Genomic DNA, 1556 nt, shown 5'->3' with positions numbered 1-1556 from the left:
GGCGGCATCGGCGGCGCTGAGATCGGGATGGGCCGCCTTCAGCGCGTCCGCCCAGGCCGCATTGCTCTGCCCCGGCAGCTGCGGTGTCTGCCTAGCGAGTTCGTCCAGCCTCGCCTGGTCCTGGGCCGACACCGTCCGGAACGCCGCCCTCCTGGCGATTTCGTCCTTTGCGGCGCCCACGATGGTGGCGGCATCGGCGGCGCTGAGATCGGGATGGGCCGCCTTCAGCGCGTCCGCCCAGGCCGCATTGCTCCGCCCCTGCCGCGGTGTCACCGCCGCGATTTCGTCCAGCCTCGCCTGGTCCTGGGCCGACACCGTCCGGAACGCTGCCCTCACGGCGATATCGTCCTTTAAGGCGCCCACGATTGTGGCGGCATCGGCGACGCTGAGATCGGGATGGGCCGCCTTCAGCGCGTCCGCCCACGCCCCCTTGCTCTGCCTCGACTGTCGCGGTGTTTGCCTGGCGATTTCGTCCAGCCTCGCCTGGTCCTGAGCCGACACCGTCCGGAACGCCGCCCTTTTTACAATATTATGCTTTACGGAACCCACAATTATGGCGGCATCGGAGGCGCTGAGATCGGGATGGGCCGCCTTCAGCGCGTCCGCCCACGCCCCCTTGCTCTGCCCCGGCAGCCGCGGTGTCTGCCTAGCGATTTCGTCCAGCCTCGCCTGATCCTGGGCCGACACCGTCTGAAAAGCCGCCCTCCTGGCGATAACTCGCTTTACGGCGCCCACGATGGCGGCGGCATCGGCGGCGCTGAGATCGGGATGGGCCGCCTTCAGTGCGTCCGCCCACGCCCCCTTGCTCTGCCCCTGTAGCTGCGGTGTCTGCCTGGCGATTTCGTCCAGCCTCGCGTGGTCCTGGGCCGACACCGTCTGGAACGCTGTCCTTTTAGCAATATCCTGCTTTACGGCATTCACGATTATGGCGGCATCGGCGGCGCTGAGATCGGGATGGGCCGCCTTCAGCGCGTCCGCCCACGCCCCCTTGCTCTGCCCCGGCAGCCGCGGTGTCACCGCCGCGATTTCGTCCAGTCTCGCCTGGTCCTGGGCCGACACCGTCTGGAACGCGGCCCTTTTAGCAATATCCTGCTTTACGGCACCCACGATTATGGCGGCATCGGCGGCGCTGAGATCGGGATGGGCCGCCTTCAGCGCGTCCGCCCACGCCCCCTTGCTCTGCCCCGGTAGCTGCGGTGTCTGCCTGGCGATTTCGTCCAGCCTCGCCTGGTCCTGGGCCGACACCGTCCGGAACGCCGTCCTCCTTGCAATATCGTCCTTAAAAGAGCCCACGGTTATGGCGGCATCGGCGGCGCTGAGATCGGGATGGGCCGCCTTCAGCGCGTCCGCCCACGCCCCCTTGCTCTGCCCCGACAGCTGCGGTGTCGCCGCCTTGATCTCGTCAAGCCTCGCCCGGTCCTGGGCCGACACCGTTCGATACGCCGCCCTCCTGGCGATAACCCGCTTTACGACGCCCACGATTACGGCGGCATCGGCGGCGCTGAGATTGGGATGGGCCGCCTTCAGCGCGTCCGCCCACGCCCCCTTGCTCTGCC

At 68.1% G+C, this 1556-nt stretch carries 1 protein-coding gene; it reads right to left on the bottom strand.

Annotated elements, in window-relative coordinates:
- Positions 1–1556: hypothetical protein (locus BBJ66_RS27160; protein ID WP_071091263.1), on the bottom strand; the 1556-nt coding region annotated here is incomplete at both ends.

The sequence above is a fragment of the Rhizobium sp. RSm-3 genome, from assembly GCF_001854685.1.
In the GTDB taxonomy this organism is placed as follows: Bacteria; Pseudomonadota; Alphaproteobacteria; order Rhizobiales; family Rhizobiaceae; genus Rhizobium; species Rhizobium ecuadorense.
This window is presented reverse-complemented; position numbering and strand designations above follow the sequence as displayed.